This window comes from Pseudomonas sp. UBA1879, from assembly GCF_002338065.1.
In the GTDB taxonomy this organism is placed as follows: domain Bacteria; phylum Pseudomonadota; class Gammaproteobacteria; order Pseudomonadales; family Pseudomonadaceae; genus Aquipseudomonas.
This window is the reverse complement of the sequence record NZ_DDHJ01000015.1, coordinates 479,036-500,970: the sequence shown is the minus strand read 5'-3', so window position 1 is coordinate 500,970 and position 21,935 is coordinate 479,036. Positions and strand designations below refer to the sequence as shown.

The 21,935-nt window shown below is 56.3% G+C and carries 23 protein-coding genes; 4 read left to right on the top strand and 19 right to left on the bottom strand.

From position 1 onward, the window contains the following. Positions 1-35: 35 nt before the first annotated feature. From B3N48_RS17375 to B3N48_RS17340, 8 genes are all read right to left on the bottom strand, one after another. The gene (locus tag B3N48_RS17375) at positions 36-1,703 is read right to left on the bottom strand and encodes a cation acetate symporter (RefSeq protein ID WP_414704251.1); all 1,668 of its coding nucleotides are present in this window, start codon (positions 1,701-1,703) and stop codon (positions 36-38) included. Then, entirely contained in the window at positions 1,700-2,020 is a 321-nt protein-coding gene (locus B3N48_RS17370; RefSeq protein WP_296185792.1) for a DUF485 domain-containing protein, read from the bottom strand. The genes B3N48_RS17375 and B3N48_RS17370 overlap by 4 nt, the downstream gene beginning before the upstream one ends. Positions 2,021-2,095: 75 nt before the next feature. Next, the gene (locus B3N48_RS17365) at positions 2,096-3,550 is read right to left on the bottom strand and encodes an NAD-dependent succinate-semialdehyde dehydrogenase (protein ID WP_296185791.1); all 1,455 of its coding nucleotides are present in this window, start codon (positions 3,548-3,550) and stop codon (positions 2,096-2,098) included. Positions 3,551-3,553: 3 nt separating this feature from the next. Then, a complete protein-coding gene (locus tag B3N48_RS17360) occupies positions 3,554-5,590 on the bottom strand; it encodes a 3-hydroxyacyl-CoA dehydrogenase NAD-binding domain-containing protein (protein WP_296185789.1) in 2,037 nt (678 codons plus the stop codon). After that, the gene (locus tag B3N48_RS17355; RefSeq protein WP_296185787.1) at positions 5,583-6,461 is read right to left on the bottom strand and encodes an alpha/beta fold hydrolase; all 879 of its coding nucleotides are present in this window, start codon (positions 6,459-6,461) and stop codon (positions 5,583-5,585) included. The genes B3N48_RS17360 and B3N48_RS17355 overlap by 8 nt, the downstream gene beginning before the upstream one ends. Beyond that, a complete protein-coding gene (locus tag B3N48_RS17350) occupies positions 6,458-6,829 on the bottom strand; it encodes a hypothetical protein (protein WP_296185784.1) in 372 nt (123 codons plus the stop codon). The genes B3N48_RS17355 and B3N48_RS17350 overlap by 4 nt, the downstream gene beginning before the upstream one ends. A 65-nt stretch (positions 6,830-6,894) precedes the next feature. Then, complete coding sequence (locus B3N48_RS17345; protein WP_296185782.1) at positions 6,895-8,976, bottom strand: acetate--CoA ligase family protein; 2,082 nt, start codon at positions 8,974-8,976, stop codon at positions 6,895-6,897. Beyond that, positions 8,976-10,124 carry an acyl-CoA dehydrogenase family protein gene (locus tag B3N48_RS17340; protein ID WP_296185781.1) on the bottom strand — a complete coding sequence of 383 codons (1,149 nt, stop codon included), beginning with the start codon at positions 10,122-10,124 and terminating at the stop codon, positions 8,976-8,978. The genes B3N48_RS17345 and B3N48_RS17340 overlap by 1 nt, the downstream gene beginning before the upstream one ends. A 98-nt stretch (positions 10,125-10,222) precedes the next feature. On the opposite strand from B3N48_RS17340, the gene B3N48_RS17335 reads away from it, so the two are divergent. After that, positions 10,223-11,122 (top strand): LysR family transcriptional regulator, encoded by a 900-nt coding sequence (locus tag B3N48_RS17335; RefSeq protein WP_296185780.1) that lies wholly within the window; start codon positions 10,223-10,225, stop codon positions 11,120-11,122. A 222-nt stretch (positions 11,123-11,344) separates the two neighbouring features. On the opposite strand, the gene B3N48_RS17330 is transcribed toward B3N48_RS17335, so the two are convergent. Continuing rightward, positions 11,345-12,091 (bottom strand): SDR family NAD(P)-dependent oxidoreductase, encoded by a 747-nt coding sequence (locus B3N48_RS17330; protein ID WP_296185778.1) that lies wholly within the window; start codon positions 12,089-12,091, stop codon positions 11,345-11,347. 386 nt (positions 12,092-12,477) lie between these two features. On the opposite strand from B3N48_RS17330, the gene B3N48_RS17325 reads away from it, so the two are divergent. Further along, positions 12,478-12,867: a VOC family protein gene (locus tag B3N48_RS17325; protein ID WP_296185774.1), complete on the top strand. Its 390-nt coding sequence runs from the start codon at positions 12,478-12,480 to the stop codon at positions 12,865-12,867. Positions 12,868-12,972: 105 nt separating this feature from the next. On the opposite strand, the gene B3N48_RS17320 is transcribed toward B3N48_RS17325, so the two are convergent. The 8 genes from B3N48_RS17320 to B3N48_RS17285 all read right to left on the bottom strand — a co-directional run bounded on the left by B3N48_RS17320 (position 12,973) and on the right by B3N48_RS17285 (position 18,287). After that, positions 12,973-13,116, bottom strand: coding sequence for a methyl-accepting chemotaxis protein (locus B3N48_RS17320; protein ID WP_414704250.1), 144 nt, complete (start codon positions 13,114-13,116; stop codon positions 12,973-12,975). A gap of 19 nt (positions 13,117-13,135) precedes the next feature. Beyond that, positions 13,136-13,864, bottom strand: a complete 729-nt coding sequence (locus B3N48_RS17315; RefSeq protein WP_296185773.1) for an SDR family oxidoreductase — start codon at positions 13,862-13,864, stop codon at positions 13,136-13,138. Between the two features lie 291 nt (positions 13,865-14,155). Continuing rightward, positions 14,156-14,650: a nuclear transport factor 2 family protein gene (locus tag B3N48_RS17310; RefSeq protein WP_296185771.1), complete on the bottom strand. Its 495-nt coding sequence runs from the start codon at positions 14,648-14,650 to the stop codon at positions 14,156-14,158. 22 nt (positions 14,651-14,672) lie between these two features. After that, on the bottom strand, positions 14,673-15,110 hold the full coding sequence (locus tag B3N48_RS17305) for a hypothetical protein (RefSeq protein WP_296185770.1): 438 nt from the start codon (positions 15,108-15,110) through the stop codon (positions 14,673-14,675). Between the two features lie 146 nt (positions 15,111-15,256). Continuing rightward, complete coding sequence (locus B3N48_RS17300; protein ID WP_296185765.1) at positions 15,257-15,844, bottom strand: TetR/AcrR family transcriptional regulator; 588 nt, start codon at positions 15,842-15,844, stop codon at positions 15,257-15,259. A 302-nt stretch (positions 15,845-16,146) separates the two neighbouring features. After that, complete coding sequence (locus tag B3N48_RS17295) at positions 16,147-17,130, bottom strand: saccharopine dehydrogenase family protein (protein WP_296185763.1); 984 nt, start codon at positions 17,128-17,130, stop codon at positions 16,147-16,149. A gap of 2 nt (positions 17,131-17,132) precedes the next feature. Continuing rightward, positions 17,133-17,528, bottom strand: a complete 396-nt coding sequence (locus B3N48_RS17290) for a VOC family protein (RefSeq protein ID WP_296185762.1) — start codon at positions 17,526-17,528, stop codon at positions 17,133-17,135. A 15-nt stretch (positions 17,529-17,543) separates the two neighbouring features. After that, entirely contained in the window at positions 17,544-18,287 is a 744-nt protein-coding gene (locus tag B3N48_RS17285) for an SDR family NAD(P)-dependent oxidoreductase (protein ID WP_296185760.1), read from the bottom strand. A 136-nt stretch (positions 18,288-18,423) separates the two neighbouring features. Between B3N48_RS17285 and B3N48_RS17280 the strand changes: the two genes are divergently transcribed. Continuing rightward, positions 18,424-19,335: an AraC family transcriptional regulator gene (locus B3N48_RS17280; protein WP_296185758.1), complete on the top strand. Its 912-nt coding sequence runs from the start codon at positions 18,424-18,426 to the stop codon at positions 19,333-19,335. A 72-nt stretch (positions 19,336-19,407) separates the two neighbouring features. Here the strand turns inward: B3N48_RS17280 and B3N48_RS17275 are convergent, their stop codons facing one another. Both B3N48_RS17275 and B3N48_RS17270 read right to left on the bottom strand, forming a co-directional pair. Beyond that, the gene (locus tag B3N48_RS17275) at positions 19,408-19,800 is read right to left on the bottom strand and encodes a carboxymuconolactone decarboxylase family protein (RefSeq protein ID WP_296185757.1); all 393 of its coding nucleotides are present in this window, start codon (positions 19,798-19,800) and stop codon (positions 19,408-19,410) included. Positions 19,801-20,495: 695 nt separating this feature from the next. Continuing rightward, the gene (locus B3N48_RS17270; RefSeq protein ID WP_296186174.1) at positions 20,496-20,891 is read right to left on the bottom strand and encodes a winged helix-turn-helix transcriptional regulator; all 396 of its coding nucleotides are present in this window, start codon (positions 20,889-20,891) and stop codon (positions 20,496-20,498) included. Positions 20,892-20,990: 99 nt separating this feature from the next. On the opposite strand from B3N48_RS17270, the gene B3N48_RS17265 reads away from it, so the two are divergent. Further along, positions 20,991-21,911, top strand: coding sequence for an aromatic alcohol reductase (locus B3N48_RS17265; protein ID WP_296185755.1), 921 nt, complete (start codon positions 20,991-20,993; stop codon positions 21,909-21,911). Positions 21,912-21,935 lie beyond the last annotated feature (24 nt).

Below are 21,935 nucleotides of genomic sequence, written 5' to 3'. Positions count from 1 at the left end.
ACCCAAACCTGGAACGGCTGCTGAATGCGCCCAGCTCAATGAGCGCTAGGAGCCGCGACGTTTAAGCCCAACTCTGCGTGCACGGACAGGTCCTCGAATGCATCCTGTTCAGCCCTGCCCTTCGCACTGCTATCCAGTTTCGAAACCACGTAGATCACAACGAAAGCCAATGGCATCGAGAACAGTGCCGGTTGGTCATACGGAAAGATTGCTTGCGGATTGCCCAGTACCTGAACCCAGACGCTAGGTGAAAGCAGCACCAGCACAAGCGCGCTGACGAGACCAGCAAGGCCACCGATCACGGCACCCAGCGAGGTCAGACCTTTCCAGTACATGGAGAGGATCAGGACCGGAAAATTGGAAGATGCCGCGATGCCGAACGCCAAACCGGTCAGGAATGTCAGGTTCTGGTTTTCGAAAGCAACGCCCAAGAAGATTGCAACGATCCCTATGCAGACAGTCGAGATCTTGGTGACCTTCAGCTCTGAACGCTCGCTCGCTTTACCCTTGCGAAAGAGTGTTGCGTACAGGTCATGGGAAATTGAAGATGCGCCCGCCAGCGCCAAACCTGAAACCACAGCAAGAATCGTCGAGAACGCGACGGCCGAGAAAAATCCGAGGAACAAGCTCCCGCCCAACGCTTGCGACAAATGCATCGCGACCATGTTGTTACCGCCCAGCATCTTGCCGCCGAGGATCCCACCTTCGTAGTACTGCGGATCTGTACCAACGATCGAGATCGCAGCCATTCCCAGCACAGCAACCAGAACGAAGAAGTAACCGATAAAGCCGGTGGCGTAGAACACTGATTTACGTGCTTCCACCGCATTGGAAACGGTGAAGAAGCGCATGAGGATGTGGGGCAATCCCGCAGTGCCAAACATCAAACCCAAGGATAGGGAGACGGCGGACACTGGGTCCGATAGCAGGTTACCCGGGCTCATGATGTTGATGCCGCTTTTGTGGTTTTCCACGGCTTTGTTCATGAGCACATCAAGGCTGAAACCAAAGTGCGCGAACACCAGAACAGTCAAGAAGGTGCCAGCGAGGAGCAGGAGGACAGCTTTAATGATCTGCACCCAGGTGGTCGCCAGCATGCCGCCGAACGTCACGTAGAGCATCATCAAGACCCCCACCATGATGACGGCCACTTTGTAATCGAGCCCGAACAGCAGCTTGATGAGCTGACCCGCACCGACCATCTGCACGATCAGGTAGAAGCACACGACTGACAGCGATCCAAATGCGGAAAGCGACCGTGTACGCATCTCATCAAGCCGATACGTCACGATGTCCGCGAAGGTATACCGCCCGAGATTACGTAGCCGTTCGGCCATGAGAAACAGGATCAATGGCCATCCCACGAAGAAGCCGATCGAATAGATGATGCCGTCAAAACCTCGGGCGAAGATCAGACTGGACAGACCTAGCAGAGTCGCTGCAGACATGTAATCACCCGCAATCGCAAGGCCATTCTGGAAGCCCGTGATGCCGCCCCCTGCGGTGTAAAAGTCTGAAGCCGTATGTGTTTTGCGGGACGCCCAATACGTGATGCTCAGCGTGACCAGGACAAACACGCAGAACATGCCTATGGCTTCGATGTTCAACGGTTGCTTGGCTGTGGCTCCGATATCAGCGGCGAAGGATGAGGTCGCAACAGACAAGAGAACCAATAGAGAGAGTTTGGAAAATAGCCCGTTCACTTGAGCACCTCCTGAATCACATCCCGGCTCATTGGGTCGTACCTTGTATTGGACCGATGCACGTACCAGCCGGTGAGCAGCCAAAACAGCACAAACATCAGCACTGCAATCGGAAAGCCGATGGAGATCACCGAGGTGTCGCTCACCGGTGTCTTCAACAACGCGGGTTTGAACGCCACGATCATCATGAAGGCGTAATAGATAACCAGGACAAATACCGAAAGCTTCAGCGCAAAGCGTGAGCGCGTCCGTACTAATGCCTGATATTTTTCATTGCCGACAATCTTGGCGATCGTCTCGTGTCGATTCGTGTTCATGGGATACCGCCAGTTCTTGAAATTATTGTTGTAGTGGCGGACATGCCAGTTGCAGCACGCCGCGATAAAACTTCCTCAATACTTCTGCGAGACGAACCTCATCTGCATAAAAGACTGCGCGCCCTCAATTCCCCCTTCATGCCCCTGCCCACTGTCCTTCACACCGCCGAACGGAGTCTCTGGTGAAGAGACACTCCACTGATTTACAGCCAGCGAGCCGGCTTCGATCTGGTTCGCTACAGCCCCCACCACTCGCGTGTCGTGAGTCCACAAATAGGACGCCAGTCCAAACGGCAGGCGGTTAGCGATGGCGAGCGCTTCATCGAGTTCTCTGAACGGCGTGATGCCTTTTACCGGTCCAAACGGCTCATGCTGGGCTGCCAGGCAATCGTCGGTCAGTCCGACCAACACCGTGGGCTGGTAGAAGTGTCCGGGAGCGTCGATACGCTCTCCGCCGACGGCAACATGCACGCCTCGCATGCGCGCATCGTCGACCAACCGCTGCATCGAAGCCACCGCCCTAGCATTGGCCAATGGCCCCATTTGCGTTTCGCGGGCCAGGCCATTTCCCACCCTTAGCGCCGCAACGCCACGACTGAACCGCTCGACGAAACGCGGGTAGATAGACTCATGCACCAGAAACCGAGTGGGCGATGTGCATACCTGTCCAGAGTTGCGATATGCCGCGGTCACTGCACTGTCGGCGACCGCATCGACGTCGACGTCAGGAAAGATCATCGCGCAGGCGTAACCGCCCAGTTCCAGCGTCATGCGCTTGAGCGTTCTGGCCGCTCGCTCAGCCAACTGCTTACCGATCGGCGTAGACCCGGTGAAGGTCAGCATCTTGATCACGGGATCGTCCAGTAAACATTCCGAGACCATTGCGGCATCACCAAACACGATGTTGCAGGTTCCCGGAGGAAGCCCTGCTTCCTCGAGAGCATCCGCAATCAGCAAGGCGCACCCTGGAGTGGCCTCGGAAGGTTTCATGACGATCGAACAACCTGCGGCCAATGCACCGGAGATCTTGCGCGCAGGCGTGATGGCTGGAGCATTCCACCCTGAAAACCCGGCAACCGGACCGATGGGCTCATAGACCGTGTACTGGCTGACGTCCGATGACCGACCAGGGATCGTCCGTCCATAAGCGCGACGAGCTTCCTCGGCTGCCCACTCAAACAATTCAGCCGCGGTTTGGGCTTCGCGCAGTGACTCTTCGTAGGGCTTACCCAGCTCAACCGTAATGAGCCTGGCCAGCTCATCCTTACGGGCTAGCAATAGCCGTGCAGTGCGATGCAGGACTTGGGCGCGGTCCACGGGGGAATAGTTGCGCCATACCTTGAATGCCTGGGCTGAGGATACAGCTGCAGCCTCTACACTCGGCCTATCTAAATAAGGTAACTGGCCGAGGATTTCACCGGTCGCCGGATTTTCTACAGCGATGAGCACGTCGCCGGTTTCGATCCGCTTGCCGCCGATGCGGCTACCAAGGCGTGGGTATGACTGACTTTGCATCGAGTAAGCATCCATACGTCAGATTCCCAATACTGAAAGGTCGCCCAAGGGGACACCAGGGCCACTCACAACGCCGAGTGCGGCCCACTCTTCACGCAACTGAGCAGGATCCTGCCCCTTGGCCCAGAACACTGGGCCGCCTTGCCAGCGCGCAAAGCCGTAACCATTGACGAAGGCAAGATCGATATCGACTTCACTGGTGGCTACCCCCTCAGCCATCACCAATGCAGCTTCATTGACGATCGCTAACAGAAGCCGCCGTTGGATGTGTTCCGTCGTAAATTGTTTAGGGACGACTCGGTTATCCGCTCGGTACTCAGTAATCAGATCGAGGACAAGAGGATCGGGCTCGCGCTTGCCTTCGGCGTACCGGTAGTATCCTGCGCCTGTCTTACGACCCAGGTGGCCTCGCTCGCACAGCACATCAGGAATCGCGACATATCGCGCTTCAGGGTTACGCTGTGCCGCTTGCGCTTTACGCATCCGCCACGCGATATCAAGCCCCGAAAGATCTGCCACGGCAAAAGGCCCCATGGCAAATCCAAACGCTTCCATCGCCGAATCAATGTCGTACGGCGACGCGCCCTCCTCCATCAAAAATTCAGCCTGGCGTCGGTAAGCCGAATAGATGCGGTTGCCTATAAAGCCAAAGGCATTTCTCGCGACAATCGGCACTTTCTTCAAGCGCTTGGCGACCGCCAAAGCCGTGGCGAGTGTGGTCGGCGAAGTACGTTCAGCGTCGACGATTTCCAGCAGCTTCATCACGTTGGCTGGACTGAAAAAATGCAAACCGCACACGTTTTCCGGATAAGTGTGAGCTGCCGCGATGACATCAACGTCCAGATACGAGGTGTTAGTGGCGATGATCGTCTGAGGCCCCGCGACGGACGCCAGCTTGTGCAGAATGTCGAGCTTGACCTGAAGCTCCTCGAACACAGCCTCGACGATCAATTGACAGGAGGCGAGATCTTCGTAATGCAGAGTCGCTTTGACGCTCGCCAGACGCGCATCGCGCGCAGCCGGATCGAGACGTCCACTCTTGACTTGGCGCTCGTACAGATCAGAAAGCAGCGCATAGCCCGCCGATAGCTTGGCAGCGGTCTGCTCTACGAGGGTTACACGCATACCTGCATCAAGAAACGCGGCAGCGATAGCGCTCCCCATGGTGCCGGCACCGATCACGCCAACGGTCTCAACCGTTCGTGCTTCAACGCCCTCCAAGGCCTGCAACTTACCTGCGGACCGTTCGGCAAAAAACTGATACCGAAGGGCTGCCGCTTCGCGGCTTTCACGCAACCGCTGAAATACCGCACGCTCAAGATGCAGCGCTTCAGCAAAAGGCAAACGTTGAGCGTTCAAAACGGCTTCAATAGCGTCTGCGACCGCTGGCCTGTTTCGACCTTTAGAAAGGGCAACACGTTTTGCAGCATCTACGGAATCGGGATCTGAATCTGCAACCTTCATCTCCGCGACACGGCGCTTACGAGCATGCCGCGCGTACGCTATCGCATCCATCAACAGATCGTCGGAAGTAAGCGCATCAATTGCGCCAAGAACAAACGCTTGAGCCGCGGGCACACGGGTGCCCGCGCAGATGAGTTCGATGGCTTTAGGGATTCCGATCAGGCGAGGCAAACGCTGTGTCCCACCAGCGCCTGGAATCATCCCGAGGGTCACTTCCGGTAAACCCACCATGCACTCTGGTGCGGCAATGCGTGCATCACATCCCAGCGCCAGCTCAAACCCACCTCCCAACGCAGCGCCATGGAGTGCCGCGATGACCGGTTTGCTGGACTGTTCAATGGCTGCTATCAGTTCGGGTAACTGGGGATCTTCAAGCGGCTGTCCAAACTCCTTCAGATCCGAGCCTGCGATGAATGTGTTCCCTGCCCCGATCAACACCAGCGCGATAATGTCCGGACGGTTCGAGTACGTCTGGACTGCTTCAAGCAGTTGACGCCGAACGGCAACGGAGCCAGCGTTGACTGGAGGATTGAAAATCGTCAAGACCGCCACGTCATCGAATACGCTGATTTGAACTCGACGATCAGCCATTGCGGGCCACCTGAGAGGCTTGTATCTGCTCAAGTACCGGCCGCAGGTAGCCAAGGAAACGCTCGGGATCTTCGCTCATCGGGAAGTGGCCGATACCTTCCATCAATGTCAACTTTGAACCGGGGATCAAGCGTTCGAGCTCGATGCTGTCCTCTGGTGTGCAGGAATAGTCGTACTCCCCAGTGAGGAGATACAGCGGGCAACGGCGCGTATCGATTTGACTGACTTTGTCGCGCAGATCCCCATCGATTTTGTAGAAGTGCAGGTCTCCTTTGAATACGCCCGGCCCCCCTTGCATGTAATGCCACAATGTTTCCCAGCGATCGGCTTCCGGAGCGCCCGGCCCGATCAGCCCCGACACGATTCCCGCACACGTTTCACCGCCCTGAACGTCAGGACGATGCAGCCATTGCAGGTCGTAATACGGATGTACGTGCGCGCCGGACTGCAGACCGATCAACGCGCTGAAACGCTCGGGGCATTCGAGCGCCAGATTCAGAACAATGCGACCACCAATCGAGCATCCCATGACGATGGGCTTCTCAAGTGCCAAGCCGTCAGTGACCGCGCACACGATGTCCACGTAATCTCGTGACGTCAGCTTGTACTCAGACTTGTGCCAGCCCGCCGCTGGGGAGCTTTTGCCATGGCGAGGCAGGTCGAACGCGATAACGCGGTACTTCGCAAGCAACTCTGGATCATTGAGCAACGCACGGTATTGGCGACTGTCCGCACCGGCGGTGTGAAGACACAGAAGTGGGATACCCTCGCCAGCTTCTTCAACATAGATCCGGTGTGACAGACCTTTGAACTCGAGGTGCAGATAGCGGCCAGTGACCGGTTCGAAATAGGCTTGGTTACTAGAATTCATAGCGAAGTCTCCAACGGCCGCAGACAGGCAAACACATCTTTGAAATACAAAAGATTGGCCATGAAGGGGTGTTGATCACCTTCCAGGATAAGTGTCTTGAAACGGATCAATGCCATGAGGTCATGAAAACGCGGAGCTGGGTGGGAGACGCAAAACTTCTCCCAAACCTGCGGTTCAGCCTTCATCGCAAAGGTCCAGCGCGCCATAACGAATGGGCCCTGCTCGATCGAGTCGATACGACCTTTATGGATTTCAATCACGTACTGGTCGGTACCGGACGCGACAAGAAACCGTGTGCTTAGATAGCGGCCACGGTGGACGAGCCATGCGTCACTGTTGACGCGCTCTACAAGCTGTTGGATGTCCATGCCTGTCTCTCTTGTTATTGAGCATTTAGAACTGACAGGCGAGGTCTCAGTGACCTCGCCAACGATCACTGCGTGAATACTGTGATGAGCCCGTCAACGGCGAGGACGCCTTCACCTTCGGGCATCACGATCAAGGGGTTGACCTCGGCCTCATCAACGACGGCATTGCTTAGCGAAGCCAGTCTTGAAAGGCTCACCAGCGCTTGGGCCACAGCCTCAAGATCCCCCTTGGGTTTGCCTCGGAAGCCCGCCAGGGCTTTGAGCCCTTTGACCTCGGCGATCATCTCGCGGGCAGACTCAATCGTTACGGGCGCGAGCCTCATCGAACGATCCCGGTAGATCTCCGTCATCACTCCACCAGCAGCGAGCATGACCAGATAGCCCACTTCCGGATCCCGGCGCAGTCCGATGAGGACTTCACCCACCCCACGGGTCTGAGCCTGCACCAGAACTTTGCTCAGTTCGATGTCGGGCAGACACTCCGTAACCGATTTACCGATCGTGTTGATTGCCCGGTGCAGCTCGGCTTCATTGCGCACGTTCAACACCACACCACCTACTTCGGTTTTGTGGGCAATCTGGTCATGCAGAACCTTCACGACAACGGGAAACTCGAAAGGCAGTTCTGGTATCGGCGCATCGATATCGAGCGCAATTGAGGGTGCGCTGTCGATACCGAGTTTGGAGAGCAGCCCATACGCTTCTAGCTCGTTGAGCGTTCGCGCTTTTCCAACTGGATTGCGCAGCGCTGCTCCCAGGGAAGATGGAGTACGGCGCCTGCCCAGGGCGGCGATCGCATCTGCACAGCTCTCGGGAGTACGGAAGGAAGGGACCCCTGCTTCACCGAGCAGCATGATGGCCTCGGGGGCCTCTGGAACGACAAAGCAAGCCAGAGGCTTATTGCCATGGCGGGCATCGATGATTGGCTTCACGGCCAGCTCAGGCTGCGTCCGAGCAGAAGAACCCACCACAGCGAGGATCAGGTCAAACTCGGGGGCATCCATCAGGACATCGAGCGCGTCCCTCATCACCGAGTAACGAGTGCCGGCAAGGGTCAGATCGATGATTGATCCAGCACTGACCGCGATGTTGCGCTCTCGTAATCGACGTAACGTCTCAGCACTCGGTGAAATGGCATTGATGTCTCGTATACCGAGCTGATCGACTGCCATCGCGGCCCCACCACCCGTAGTGGTGATGACACCCACGGCTAGAGGACGGGTGCGTTCTACGCTCGGCATGCGCGTCAAGAGCGGCGCAATTTCCAAAAGACCTTCAAACGTCTCTACGCGTGCAATTCCGCAATCACGCAGAAAGGTATCGGCAATCACGTCTTCACCCGCCAGCGCACCGGTGTGGGATACCGCCAGCTCAGCAGCTACTTCAGAGCGTCCAAGTTTATAAGCGGCGACAGGCTTGCCACGGGCAGCAGCGGCGATTGCAAATTCACGAAGTCGGTCGGCATGGCGCATCGACTCCAGAAACAGCAGATAACCCGTGATGGTCGGATCGTCCAGGGTTGAAGAGCAGATTTCCCCAATTGAGAGGTCGGCCTCACCACCCACAGACACCAGGCTATGGAAGTCCAAAGAACGCGTGGCCCCCCTGGAAATCATTGCCCCAATCAAGCTGCCGCTGTGCGACGCGCAGAAAATGCCACCCGCTTTGAGACCCGGTTCTGCGAAAGCAGCATTTGCAGTCAGCGTGAGGTGGGATTTGACGTTCACTACGCCGATGCTCGAGGGGCCCAGGATACGCACGCCATGGAGGACCCCAAGCGCCTTGAGTTGCTCTTCGCGCTCAACCCCAGCCTCCCCTGATTCAGAGAAACCGCCGGCCAGAATAGTCACCAGTTTTATACCCAGAAAGCCGCACTCCTCCACAGCGTTAACCGCCAGGTCGCTATTGGTAAGAATGAATACGTGCTCAGGTTTCTCGGGTAGGTCGCTCAAAGATTTGTAAGCGATTTCACCTTGAATTGTTTCGCGGCTCGGATTGACACAGTAAATCGTACCTTCGTACCCCGAACGGCGCAGAAATGCCAATGGCCTTGCAGCCGTTTTTGACAGGTCGTCCGATACCCCGACCAACGCCACCACGCGTGGCCGGATCAACGCATCCGCCAGTGCTCGCCCTGTCAATGTCATTACTTGGCCCTCTGATCAAAGCGGCGCTCGAAGATATCTTCAGCGATACGATTTTTGAGGATTTCGATGGAGCCACCGGCAATCATCCAGCCGCGCGTGCGCTTGACGCAGTACTCCACTAGCGACTCGCTGGAGTAGCCGTATCCACCCATGACCTGTAAGGCTTCGTTCGCCACTTCAAAACCGGCGAGATTACAGCTCAATTTGGCGATTGAAGTTTCGTAGGCAGTGGGTAGCCCGTTGTCGGCGTTCACGGCCGCCCGATATAGCAACAGCTGGGCACTGTCGAGCTTGAGGGCCATTTCAGCGAACTTCCATTGCAACCCTTGGAACTCGCACAACAGCCGTCCAAACTGCGAGCGATTCAAGCAGTGCTCGCGGGCGATATTGAATGCGTGACGCCCCAGCGCAACTGCACGAGAGGCGTTGCCAATGCGCTCCACGTTGAAACCGGAAATCTGCTTCTTGAACCCACCTGGACCCAGTAACACGTTCTCTTTTGGAATGCGGCAGTCTTCGAAGTACAGCTGGGACCATTCCTCCCCGCTCATGAAGGGAGAAGGTTGGCCGACGTCAAAACCCGGAGTACCGCGCTCGATAATGACCGAGCCAATGCCGTCCAGGCCTGGACCGAAACGTACGTAGATAAGGAACAGATCGGCATGAGGACTGTGAGTCGAAAACACCTTCGTGCCTTTGATGACGTAATGGTCACCGTCTTCGCGCGCACTGGTCTTCAGTTCTGTCACCGCAGAACCGGCCTCAGGCTCGCTCATGCCCAGCGCCATCAAGCGTTTACCTGCAAGCAGGTCAGGGAGATAACGCTGCTTCAGATCGTCGCTGGCGTATTCTGCAAAGGTGCGAATAGCGCCGAAGTTGCCCGCTTGAACCAAGTCCGCTGACTTTGGACATACCATCGCCAACTCCTGAATCGCGATGACCGCATCCATGAGCTGGCCACCAATCCCTCCATCCGCCTCGGGGATCGTAATGCCGAAAAGGCCTTGATCTACGAGCAGCTGCACGATGTCAGCCGGGTAATCAGTGGAATGGGCACGTTCAAGCGCTCCGCCTGCCAATTTATCTGTGGCAAAACGGCGGATAGCATCCTGAAAGGCACGTTGATCGTCTGTCAGCTCAAAATTCATTTTTATTAATGCTCTTATGGGTTCAACTGACCACCATCATCTGGCCGCTGGCTCGAGAGAACAAATTCCGATACCGTGAAGATCCATGAGTTTTTGGTATGGCTTCTATGCGTCGCATTCCTCCTCTGAACGCTCTCAAGGTATTTGAAGCTGCTGCACGTTTGGGCAACCTGACCAAAGCCGCGGAGGAACTGAACGTGTCACAATCGGCCGTTAGCCGGCAGATTTTGTTGATTGAAGATTACCTGGGCGTCCGCCTGTTTCAGCGCGAGGCCAGAGGCGTCTCCCTGACCAAGTTAGGCATGGAATATCAGCAGGAAATCGGTCCGGCTTTTGCCGGTATCGTGCGAGCGACGGAGCGAATACACCGGCAGGACAAGACGCTGCGAATCCGCGCCTACACCACGTTCGCCGCGAAATGGCTACTGCGGTACTTGCCAGGCTTCGAAACGGCCTATCCCACTATCAAGGTACAGCTAAGCACTGGCGTAAAGCCTGCGAACTTTGATCGGGATGAACAGGACATATCGATTGAATTTGTCAGGGATGATCAAGCCGGCCCCTCAGCACTCAAATTGTTTTCTGACATCATCGAGCCCGTGTGCAGTACCGCCTTGCTTCAAGGAAAGGCCCCGTTGAACGTTCCGGAAGACCTGCGTCACTTCAAGCTACTCGACTCCCATTACCGCACCGCTGACTGGCCAGAGTGGCTCGCCTTTGTCGACGGTATGCACCTGAACAACAAGGACAGTCGAGCCTCTCTGCCCAGTTCCCTGCTGGCTTACCAGGCGGCGGCGGAGGGGCTAGGGATAGCGATGGGACAAACACGCCTTTTGAAACAAGAGCTGGAATCAGGTCGGTTGATCACGCCCTTCAACAAGCCTATGGAGCGCGCCGCGGGCTACTATCTGCTTACCTCCACCACCCAAGAACACAGCTATGGGGTGACCATATTTTGTGAGTGGATTCAGCGGCAGGTACGCGACGCGATCGCCTGACTTCAATGGCTTGATACAGCAGCCCAGATGAGGCACCGCGCGACAGCGCCTTTAGTAGCGATTTGCTCTGACCCAACGGGAAGTCATCTGCCTATCGGCTGGCCTGATTCTTTCACCTCGGCGAATGTGCAACTGCGCAGCGGTGAGCGATTCATTCATCAGTGACAGGATCACTGAGTCAGGGAAATGCTAACCGTTGCCCTCTCTCTAAGATGGACACGTCTACATCTGAGATGCGCCGCCATCGGCAAAGAGCTCCACGCCGTTGATGTAGCTAGCCTGATCCCCTGCCAGAAACGCCACCGCTGATGCAATTTCCGAAGCCTCACCGATACGATTGAGTGGACTTTTTGCTTGCAGAAAGGCAAGTCCGTCTTCCGCATGGTCACCAAACGCTGCGCGAAGTGAAGAAGTATTGGTCGGGCCAGGGCTCAGTATATTCATACGGATGCCCGACCCTTTTAGTTCGACTATCCAGCTTCGAACCATGTTTCGAACAGCCGCTTTTGTTGCGCCATAGATGCTCATCGTCGCCCCTGGATCTATAGAAGCTGAGGAACCTATGATCACTACGCTCGACCCGCGTTTCAGCAGCGGCAGCGCCCCCTGAATGGTCAGCACTACGCCCTTGACGTTCGTGGAAAACATCTGGTCAATCTGCGTCTCAGTGATTTGACCGAGGGGCGCATGCACCCCGCCACCTGCGTTGGCCACCAGCACATCGATTCGACCAAATCTCTGTTCTATTTCTGAATAGGGTTGCTTGAGACTCTCAGCGCTGCTCACGTCCGCAGAAAGTCCCAGTGCGTTGCCACCCAGTGACGCCACGGCCTCATCCAAAGCCTGCTGTCGTCTACCTGTGATCACTACAAAAAAACCGTCTTCAATGAGTCGACGAGCAATGGCAAATCCAATGCCACTGCTACCGCCCGTCACCAAGGCTATGCGTTTTTCGAGCTGCTCTTTCATGTCTGACCTCAATCCCCTCGTGTTGTAGTGACCGCTACAATAGCCATGATTAGTGATCGCTACAAGTGCTTTGTAGTGATCACTAAAGCGTGGCATATTGCTCATCATTTTTGCGTGTCGAGGGCGCTTGAACAGGCAGGCGGGCGTCGGTGCTTCCCAAAGCTATCGCAGCAGCGGCCGGAACGCCGACGGTATCAGACGCTCATTTGACAGGGAGCTAGGCATCGTCAAGGCGGAAGCGCTATCTCGTATGGGAGGTCAGCAACCCAGAGCGGCTGCTTGGTCGCGGCAACGATGAGAGCCGCGGATCTAAAGGCAAAGGCGCTGGCGTGCAGATATAGGCGCATTTCAATCTTTAACAACAGTCGAATCACTGGATGACGGAAATGACCATCATTGACCACGTAGAAATTGCAGTCCGAGATGCGGAGCTTTCCCGCGAATTCTATGAGCAGGCACTCGCTCCTTTGGGCATCGTACGCGTTATCACGATTCCAGCCGATCAAACACGTCACGGGGGAACACGCCATGGGTTTGGTAAAGAAGGCTACCCGCGGCTGTGGGTGCATAGCGGGAAGACTCAAGAGGTAGATTTCCATATTGCTTTTGCAGCGTCTGATCGAGCTGCCGTAGACAGCTTTTACAGCGCCGCAATAGCAGCGGGCGGCGTCGACAACGGCAAACCGGGTGTGCGCTCCCGCTATCACGACAGCTACTATGCTGCCTATGTGATCGACCCGGACGGAATCAACGTCGAGGTCGTTTGCCAGCAATAAACCAGGCAAACCCATGACGAGCTAACTGGGATGGACGACCGCACATCCAGTTAACGCGTCTGCAGCGATGGTAAGTGCTCGTCTATCTGTACTATGTTCGGCTCGCTAACCCTCGTCGGCCACAAGCACAAATCCCCTGCCCGCCTCGCCAGCACGGGCAGCTTCAATAGCGGTATTCAGCGCCAACAAGTGTGTCTGCTCCGTAATTGAACGAATATCGCTGCTCGAGCGGGAAGAGGCAAAATCCACCCGCTCGGATCAGATCCGATTACCAGGGCTGCCGACCATGGCTGCCAAAGAAACCGCCGGTAGGGCCGTCCGCGTCGAGCAGTGCAGCGTTGATAGCCGTTACGGCACCTTCATCGGGCGTGAGGAAGCCAGAATTTCCATTAAGATCCGTGCGCACGTGTCCTGGCTCAACAACGTTGACCTTAATGCCGAAGGGTTCCAACTCCTTGGCGAACGAGACTGTGACTGCACTCAGGGCAACTTTTGAAGACGTGTAGTCCAAGAGATTGACTGTCGAGTAAATTGAAGTCGGATCGGTGATGAGCGTAAGCGAACCCACTCCACTGCCCATCATGACGATTCTCGCTTGGTTGGCAGCCTTGAGTAGCGGCAGGAAGGCTTGAGTGACACGCACCGGGCCAAAAAGGTTGACCTCGAAAACGGCTTTCATATCCTCCATCCGGATCTGGCTTGGAGGAACAGTCATGTCTACTACAATTCCGGCGTTGTTCACCAATACATCCAGAGCCTTGGTCTTCGAGCCCAACGCTTGCGCGGCATTGCGCACGCTCGCTTCATCTGCAACGTCCAGCGCTAGAAAATGAACGTCGTGCCCTTCCTCGCGCAGCTGTGCTACTGCCAATTCACCACGCACCTGATCGCGAGCGCCGACCCAGACAGTCATACCCGCTTTGGCCAGGCCGCGAGCGATTGCCAAGCCAATTCCCTTGTTAGCCCCGGTAACCAGTGCTTGTCGTTTATTAGTCATGATGCATATTCCTCACGTGTAAGAGCCCCATGGCCGCGAGGGTCATTTGGCTTGATGAGTCGGGGTCAGTACCCAAGCCGCTCCGGTTGCTTGACAGGAGGGCTTGATGGATAGATCTGGTGATGAAAGAGGGACTAACGCTTTATCCCACGGGCACACGGCTTGAACGCAGTGGGCACAATCGAGTACTTGCTCTTCCCCGCTCTGGAATGAACTAAGGAAGACGAGTCGAACACCCCATTCGCCGCTGGCTGGTGCATCCAGCGGCAAACGAGTGCGAGCTTCAGGAGATTAAGCGTGTTGCGCCACAGCTTCAGTTTGCGCGCCTTGCACATGGTGCTGAAGATCACCAGGCAGCCGCAGCGTCACCTCACGACGGCTGAACCGCCATTCGCCGTCATGCCGTTCAAACTGGTCAAGGTACTTGCCGGTGCAGATGGGCTGCAGAGGAAATCCATCGAGTTGTTGATGCACGGTGTAGTAACTTGCCGAACTCGCCTTGTCGCCCGATGCGTCGACCTCAATGAGGACATTAGCAACCGTGTGCCAAGTGCGAGGCGTACCGTCTGTATGAACCTGCAAGCCCGCGTTGAAAAATGCCAGCAGGCCTTCAACGGTCGAAGCTTCATTGCCCATCACATGTAAGACGGCATGCTGAAGAACATCGGCTACGCCTTCGAAATCACCGCTGTCCAAGCGATGGGTGTAGGTTGCATGAAGGCGATGGATTGCACTCTCCGCGTCCAGGCGGGCCAGAATATCCAAGCCGTTATTGATGCCAGTCATCACAATTACTCCAAGAAACTCGCTAAAATACGATCGATATAGTGATCGATACATAACCATCTTCACACAGCCATAAGTGACGAGGCAAGCGATTTATAGCTATCGCTATATGTGTAAACGAGGCGAGTGGATCGGGTGACTCTGACGGCAGTGCGAAGGCAAGCATGTTCAAAAGCTGTATGCGTCTACTCATCTGACGAGTAATACCTGCGTCATCGTCGGAGCAAGCTTTTTCGCTGCTCGGCCACCGGTGCTTGACACTGCGAAACGCGACTAAGAGCGGTGACTCGCTAACCTGCTGCGCAACCAAGGACTGCTCCGCAGTAGCATTTACAATCATCTGGCTTTGGCTATTGATCAAAAACACCGCCTGAGAGACCTTTTCCAGCGCATCACCGGCGGCAAGAGCAACGCCCAACGTTTGGTTAGCTTGCTCTGCGCTGTGCTGCAGAGAGCTCACAGCGCGACTGCTTCCGTATAAATGCAGGGGGATCATCAAACGGGGGGCGTGGCATTACACGGCCAGAGCGGCCTAGACAGGATGCCTTTAAGCAAGGCTACCGTTCATGGCGATATATAGGGGGTGCACAGCGGTAGCGTGGGCGCCTAGCCTGGCGCAAATTCCGCCTCGAAAACTCGGCCCGCTACCTTCGAACACTCGACCAGCTTCTCTTGGGCATAGCCCAAGCAGGCATAGGAAGACAACCCGCGCAGCGTCATAACCACGTAGTCCGTGATGCCGTCGACTTTTTCGGGTGGAGCGTGCTTGGCAACGTAGGAACGAATCTGAGAGATGGCAGGGCTGGCAATTTCCACAGCCATTGCGGCTGCTTCCGGATCATCCGCACGCATGGCCTCTGTCACCATGCAACCGCGAAGGGAAGGATGCTGTGTATAGTGCTTGGCCACCGTGACAAAAAGATTTGTCAGTACTTCAGTCGGCTCACCCTCCAGTGCCAATAACTTATCAATAGGAAGCGCACTGATGGACACATACCTGTTCAACGCGCGTTCAAACAATTCGAGCTTGCTTCCGTAAGCGGCATACAGACTCGGTGGCACGATGCTCATCGCCTTGGTCAAATCGGCGATGCTGACTGCATCGTAACCATGAGCGTGAAAGAGCTCTTGGGCGATTCGCACACCCTCTTCGCGGTCAAAGGCAGGACGACGACGGCGTATCGTTGTATTCATTTCCGAGGATTCCCTGGTGGTCCCGCATTGTAAACCCTGCTGCACCGCAACGCGAGTCTAGCTATAGCGGCCACTACACTCCTGCAGCTGACCCACGCAACCCGCTATAAATCGAACGCTATAGAGCGACAGCGCTCCCAGTCGCCTGCCCCCTCCCCTGACTGGCTGCCGATCGGTCAATCTCTCAAGGCTTACGAACGTTGTATCCAGGGATACCCACCCCGCGTCATGGTATGCGCCGTTAACGTACCCAACTCACCCAGCTACACCGGTGCAGATCCTCCAAAAACTCATCCGGCACGTTACGCCACCTTAATCGTTGTATCGGCAATCGACTCAGCAAATGAATCGCCAAACAGGCCCGCTGGAGTTTGAAAACCCGCAATGACCTCACCGCTTAAAACTCGGCGGCCTGCCTCAGCGGCGGCCATGGCGGTGAAGGTGTAACCATTAACAGTGTCCAGCGACGCCACGCGCACGTTACCGGCTGCATCGCTGACTTCGACGACTGCCTGATAGCGGTTTACTACACGCTCCTCCAAGGACGGCCCGTCTGGCATAGATGCAGGATCCATCTGCCCGAAACCGTCACCTGCTACGCGAACAAAGGTCGCAATGTCGGGCACTGGCTGCGTTCTCCAAATAGTGATCAGATCTGGCAAAGTCACGGGAAAGCACTCAGCCGGGCCATGACCGAAATCAAATGGTCGCAAGTCCTGTGTCGATCCGTTCACCAGAGCCCCTGCTACTCGCTCCAGATGGCCGTGAGCAAGGCTCTCGCCGGCACTGATGGCGGATCCCCGGGACATGGGTCCCGCCACCTGTAGCGCAATACGAACACTTGCCGGGTTGGCGACATGTCTCAGCGCTTTGCTGGCCAGGCAACCCAGCATCGCCACGCTCCCGCCGCTTCCCGGAAGCAGCATCACCTTCGCAGCAATGGCTGCGGAATCAAGTTTTTCGGCAAGCTGATAACTGTCCAGTTCGGCCGCCACATCAAGGTAATGGGTCTTGGTCCGAATGCATGCATCGATCAGGGCGGGAGCCGTGCGCTTGAATGGCCCTGCGCAGTTCAGCAGTACGGCCACGCCTTCTAGCCCTGTATCAGTCTGTGAAGGAGAGTCCAGCGAGAAAACTCGAAACTGTACCCCCAAAGACGCTGCCAGTTTGGCAAGCGGGTCAGCATTGCGCCCTGCCAGAACAATGTTTACGCCAGCATCCTTGGCGTGCTGAGCAACCATACGACCGGTGTAACCTGTGGCACCGTAAATCAAAAGCGTCTTCATGCTCAGTTCTGCCAACTTTTATAAACGAATTCGAGGCTGTAGCCGTCTGGGTCAAGCACATTGGCTGCGTAGTACCGCGGATCGTAATGAAGCCGGGCACCAGGAGCGCCATTGTCTTTCGCGCCATTGGCAATAGCGGCGGCGTAAGCATCCTCTACCGCCTTCTTGCTCGTGGCCACAAAGCCGATGTGCGCCGAGCGTCCATCGACAACGCCCATCTTGAGCCAGAAGAACATGCGCCCGTTTGCGCCGAAGCCCTTCAAATCAGGATGTCCTGGCGGTCCATCTTTACCGTCATAGTCATGGCGATTGACGATGCCCAAGGGCGCCAGTGCCGCCGAGTAAAAAGCGATTGAACGCCCCAGGTCTGCGACTGAGATAAATACGTGATCAAGCATGGTAGCGCCTCGGTTCTAGATGATGTATCCGCCGGATACCTCGATGGATTGGGCATTGATCCACGCACTCTCGGGCGACAACAATGAGGCGATCACGCGTCCCACATCGTCTGGTTCTCCGACACGTCCGAGCGACGTCTGAGACGCTAAAAGCGCTTCAAACTCTTCATTCAGCCCGCCACCCAGCTCGGTACGAATTGCGCCAGGCGAGACCGCATTGACCCGTATCTGTCGCTCACCGAATTCCTTGGCCATGTACCGGGATAGAACTTCAAGCCCTCCTTTGAATGCGGCATAGGGGGCAACACCGGAGGTGGCTACGCGCGTGGTTGCACTGGTCACGTTCACGATGCCGCTCCCCTTGGCGAGGAGAGGAAGCAGCATCTGGGTGAGAAAGAAAGGGCCTTTAAGATGCACGTTCATCAGCGCATCGAACTGCACCTCCGTGACGGTCTCAATCAGGTTGTACAAGCCGTGTCCGGCATTGTTTACCAGGCCCTGGAGTTGATTCGCGTGCCATACGGAAGCAAGCGCCTCTTCCAGACGCGATTTGAAGCCTGCAAAGCTGCCGGTATCGCCAACGTCAAGCTGGAGGGCAACCGCTGCGCCGCCTTTTTGCTGAATCCGATCGACAACCGCACCTGCGGCATCAGCGTTGGTTTGATACGTCAGCACTACCCCCATACCGCGATCGGCACATTGCAGGGCAGCGCTCGCACCAATGCCCCGACTTCCACCTGTGATCATGACAATGCTCATAACCGTTTCTCCGCTGGATCTAGATGTGAGCACCATAACGATCACATGAACGAAAGCCTTATCAGATCCTGCCTAGATCCTGCCTATTCCTACTTTGGCTATTGCGCTGAGCATCTGGGACGGCGATGCTTGAACCATGCATACACAACTCGATGAAATGAGAGCGTTAACCGCATCTGCCAGGAACGAGCGGACTGAGACAGGCATCCCGCGCGTGGCCATGGTGCAAGGGGAGATACCTCAACATAGGCTTGCGGCGGTGTACGATCCGATGATCAACCTGATCCTGCAGGGCAGCAAATCGCTGACGGTCGGCACTCAAACGCTTCACTACGACCCAGCGACCTACTTCGTGATGTCTATCGACTTGCCAGCAGTTGGCAAAGTACGGCCAGACCCCTATGGCGCTCCTTATCTCGCGGTCAGCCTGACGCTTGACCTGACATTGCTGGGATCTCTACTGGCAGACCTGCCCCCTGTTGCCGGGGAACATAAAGATGCTGGCTTTTCCGTGGCAGCGGTGACCCCGGAATTGCTGGATGCCTGGCTACGAATGCTTCGGCTTATTGATCGGCCTAACGATATCGCCGCGCTGGCCCCTGCGTACGAACGTGAAATCCTTTACAGAGTGTTGCAGGGCCCGCATGGTTGGATGCTTCGGGACATTGCGTCACCTGATACCGCACTCGCGCGTGTGAATCTGGCTATCCAGTGGATCAGACGGCACTTTGCCGAACCGTTGCGTACCGAGTTTCTGGCTGAAAAGGCGACGATGAGCGTCTCTGCTTTCCACCGGCATTTCAAGGCGGTGACGGCGTTGAGTCCATTGCAGTTCCAGAAACAGGTCCGCCTGCTTCACGCACGCGCCCTCCTCGTCTCGGCGGGACGTTCCGTCACTGCGGCAGCGATGGATGTGGGGTACGAAAGTCCCACACAGTTCAGCAGGGAATATGCCCGGGCGTTCGGTCTGCCGCCCACCAAGGACATAGATCGGATCGTTCCGCGGGTGCGCCTCGATCACGGCCGAACGAGAACAGCCTCGAATTAGACATGCATTCGGGATCTTCCAAAACCTTCATCGCCGTGGCGACCATCGCAGCTCGCATCCATTGGATGGACGCTACTCTTTGAAGGCGTCGTCCAACGGCACGCGATAGCCAACAGCCAGCCGATTGGTCTCATTCGCCATGCCAATCACCGCTTGCAACTCCCCGAACATGTCGTCAGTCATCCCAGCCTTGCGAGCAGCCGCAATATGGGAGCCGATGCAGTATGAGCAATTGTTGGTCACGCTCACTGCCACGTAAATCAGCTCTTTCGTCAGCGGGTCCAAAGAGCCCGGCGCCATAATCTGCTTGAGGCTGAACCACGTTCGCTCCAGGGTATCGGGGTGTGCGGCCAGGCATTTCCAAAAGTTGTTGACTTGATCCACCTGACGGGTACGCATGATGTCATCGTAAACCACCCGTACTCTCGCCGAAGCGTCAGCGTATTCGATCAAATGCTTGGACATCGTGGTTATCCTCCTGCGCTCCCCCGGAGCTCGTCCGCTACCCGTTAACCGTCCTGTATCGACTCTGGTGACCGCCACTGAGATGGCGAAATGCAGCTTGCAGAGCTGAATCACGATAAATATAGTGGTTGATATATAGAGCTTGTCAAGGCCTTGGGCTGCATGGCAGTTGACCAGATAGTGGTAGCAACGGCCGCTAGAGACCGGGCCTATCGAGTGCAGTGCCAGCAGTTGCTCATGCCCGCCATCAGTTGAATGCCGCCCGACGCATCAGAGGCGAGAGCATGATTTGGCGGTTCTCATACGGACAATTTAAAAGGGCATCGGCATGATATATCCGTCAAAACGCCGAGCAAGTGGGACACACACTCCCACTCTAACCACTTGGCAGCAAAGTCCGGCGTCTCGGGGGCATGTCTTTCGCTGGGAAATAAAAATTCTGAACGTTACGCTTTCCCTGGCGATCAGGTCGTCAACAGGTTGCCATCCAGAGAAAAAACCACCCTCAAGGAACCAAGCACGACCTTCTGCGCCAAGAGATACGGACAATGAGTAACTCAAGGCACATCCGGCGGTTGATGCAATAGGTTGAAACATTGCGCGATGGGTTCTCCGGTATGCAGCCGTGGACAAGAGTCATCCAACCGTCGCTTTCCACACTCACGACAATTACGTCGGCATAGCGTGCCACCGGTTCATATTTCGTCAAATCGAGCGCGGGCGGCCCGAAAACTGTCTGCGTTTTCCAGTAGCCAGGTCCATAACGGCACCATGCGTACAAGAAAACTTCGACCCAGTACGGTTAGCTCGTAATCAACACGCGGTGGAACCTCACCGTAATCAAAACGCGCGATCAATCCATCCCTTTCAAGTTGTCGCAAGCTGCGCGTCAGCATGCGTTGCGTGACGCCCGGTAGACGACGGCCGATTTCGGCATGGCGCAGTTTTCCCGCCACTCCCAATGTATGGGCGATCCCCAGCGACCAGCGATTGCCCGCGTGAGTCAGCACCTCGCGCTTGAGTCCGTCGTCCTCATCACTCAGCGCATCGCAAGTCGCTTGTGACAGGCTGATCACCTCTTCTTCAGTCATTGCATTCATGCGGTATCACTCGTGTGCCTTCTTATGAAGATTCGTCAAGGGTGACAGGATAAGAAAAATCCATCGCTTATAGTTCACCTGGAGCCACAGATGCAGCCTCAGATTTCTGCAATACCCGACTCTATTCTCGTCCTCGGCGCGGGGGAACTCGGTATGGCCGTGCTCCGTGAGTTGGCAGCTCGGCCGATGCTTCGCGTCAGCGTCATGCTGCGACCGTCGGCGATCGACGCCAAGTCCGACTCGAAACGCCAACTGCTCGAAGAACTAGACGCGCTGGGCATCCACGTGGTGTCTGCCGATGTCACAAACGACTCTGAGGAAGACCTCGCCGCGCTATTCAGCGGCTTCCATACGGTGGTCAGTTGTCTGGGCTTCGCGGCTGGTGCAGGTATCCAACTCAAGCTCACCCGTGCAGCATTGCAATCCGATCTGAAGCGATATTTGCCATGGCAATTCGGAGTGGATTACGACGTGATTGGCCGGGGCAGTCCGCAAAATCTGTTTGACGAGCAGCTGGATGTGCGCGACTTACTGCGCGCACAGACACGGGTGCAGTGGCTGATCATTTCCACAGGCATGTTCACCAGCTTCCTGTTCGAGCCAGCGTTCGGCGTCGTCGACCTTGGCCAGAATATCGTGCGCGCGCTCGGCAGCTGGGACACCGCGGTCACCGTCACCACCCCCGAGGACATCGGCCATCTGGTTGCGTGCATCCTGCTCGAACCGGAGCTGGTCAATCAGGTGGTCTTCACCGCAGGCGACACCATCACCTATCGACAACTGGCTGACGCTGTCGATGATTTGCTGCATCGCAAGGTAGAGCGGGTGGAGTTGACGGTGCCGGCACTCAAGGCCGACCTGGCAGCCGCGCCCGACGACCAGATGCAAAAGTATCGAACGGTGTTCGCTGAAGGCAAAGGCGTTGCCTGGCCCAAGACCGAGAGCTACAACGCCAACCGGCAAATCACAACTGTTACCGTTGCTGAGTGGATTAAACGACATTTGCGCTGATTTGGCGCGGGGGGATCAGTCCGC

Coding starts and splice junctions, on each gene's coding strand:
- B3N48_RS17360 (WP_296185789.1), bottom strand. CDS start 5,590: ATGGCTGATCGTCGAGTTCAAATCAGCGTATTCGATGACGTGGCGGTC.
- B3N48_RS17365 (WP_296185791.1), bottom strand. CDS start 3,550: ATGGATGCTTACTCGATGCAAAGTCAGTCATACCCACGCCTTGGTAGC.
- B3N48_RS17345 (WP_296185782.1), bottom strand. CDS start 8,976: ATGACATTGACAGGGCGAGCACTGGCGGATGCGTTGATCCGGCCACGC.
- B3N48_RS17370 (WP_296185792.1), bottom strand. CDS start 2,020: ATGAACACGAATCGACACGAGACGATCGCCAAGATTGTCGGCAATGAA.
- B3N48_RS17335 (WP_296185780.1), top strand. CDS start 10,223: ATGGCTTCTATGCGTCGCATTCCTCCTCTGAACGCTCTCAAGGTATTT.
- B3N48_RS17285 (WP_296185760.1), bottom strand. CDS start 18,287: ATGAGCATTGTCATGATCACAGGTGGAAGTCGGGGCATTGGTGCGAGC.
- B3N48_RS17315 (WP_296185773.1), bottom strand. CDS start 13,864: ATGACTAATAAACGACAAGCACTGGTTACCGGGGCTAACAAGGGAATT.
- B3N48_RS17295 (WP_296185763.1), bottom strand. CDS start 17,130: ATGAAGACGCTTTTGATTTACGGTGCCACAGGTTACACCGGTCGTATG.
- B3N48_RS17280 (WP_296185758.1), top strand. CDS start 18,424: ATGCATACACAACTCGATGAAATGAGAGCGTTAACCGCATCTGCCAGG.
- B3N48_RS17300 (WP_296185765.1), bottom strand. CDS start 15,844: ATGAATACAACGATACGCCGTCGTCGTCCTGCCTTTGACCGCGAAGAG.
- B3N48_RS17275 (WP_296185757.1), bottom strand. CDS start 19,800: ATGTCCAAGCATTTGATCGAATACGCTGACGCTTCGGCGAGAGTACGG.
- B3N48_RS17330 (WP_296185778.1), bottom strand. CDS start 12,091: ATGAAAGAGCAGCTCGAAAAACGCATAGCCTTGGTGACGGGCGGTAGC.
- B3N48_RS17265 (WP_296185755.1), top strand. CDS start 20,991: ATGCAGCCTCAGATTTCTGCAATACCCGACTCTATTCTCGTCCTCGGC.
- B3N48_RS17270 (WP_296186174.1), bottom strand. CDS start 20,891: ATGACTGAAGAAGAGGTGATCAGCCTGTCACAAGCGACTTGCGATGCG.
- B3N48_RS17310 (WP_296185771.1), bottom strand. CDS start 14,650: ATGACTGGCATCAATAACGGCTTGGATATTCTGGCCCGCCTGGACGCG.
- B3N48_RS17355 (WP_296185787.1), bottom strand. CDS start 6,461: ATGAATTCTAGTAACCAAGCCTATTTCGAACCGGTCACTGGCCGCTAT.
- B3N48_RS17290 (WP_296185762.1), bottom strand. CDS start 17,528: ATGCTTGATCACGTATTTATCTCAGTCGCAGACCTGGGGCGTTCAATC.
- B3N48_RS17325 (WP_296185774.1), top strand. CDS start 12,478: ATGACCATCATTGACCACGTAGAAATTGCAGTCCGAGATGCGGAGCTT.
- B3N48_RS17350 (WP_296185784.1), bottom strand. CDS start 6,829: ATGGACATCCAACAGCTTGTAGAGCGCGTCAACAGTGACGCATGGCTC.
- B3N48_RS17340 (WP_296185781.1), bottom strand. CDS start 10,124: ATGAATTTTGAGCTGACAGACGATCAACGTGCCTTTCAGGATGCTATC.